This window comes from Sedimentibacter sp. B4 (genome assembly GCF_000309315.1).
In the GTDB taxonomy this organism is placed as follows: domain Bacteria; phylum Bacillota; class Clostridia; order Tissierellales; family Sedimentibacteraceae; genus Sedimentibacter; species Sedimentibacter saalensis.
This window is the reverse complement of the sequence record NZ_CANG01000695.1, coordinates 1-236: the sequence shown is the minus strand read 5'-3', so window position 1 is coordinate 236 and position 236 is coordinate 1. Positions and strand designations below refer to the sequence as shown.

Below are 236 nucleotides of genomic sequence, written 5' to 3'. Positions count from 1 at the left end.
AACTGATGCAGGCGGAAGGCGAAGAGTGGGCGGCCAGTGCCGTTTTTCGCGGTGGAACCCGCCATGAGCGTGGCCTGGATGGCCTCGGCGCAGTGGTCGACCGGCTCACCAGTCTGCTCGGCAAGCTCGGGCGCGGCGTGCGCACGAAGGCGGGTGGGCCGCTGACGGATCATGCGGCCAGTGCCTTCCTCCTGCGTGAGCCCGAACGTGGTCTCGATCCAGGAAGCAAGCGGTGA

The 236-nt window shown here is 67.8% G+C and carries 1 protein-coding gene; it reads right to left on the bottom strand.

All coding sequences use genetic code 11. The features are described 5' to 3' along the window. Positions 1-236, bottom strand: a 236-nt coding sequence (locus tag BN358_RS27815; protein WP_232233236.1) for a hypothetical protein, incomplete at both ends; no start/stop codon positions are given.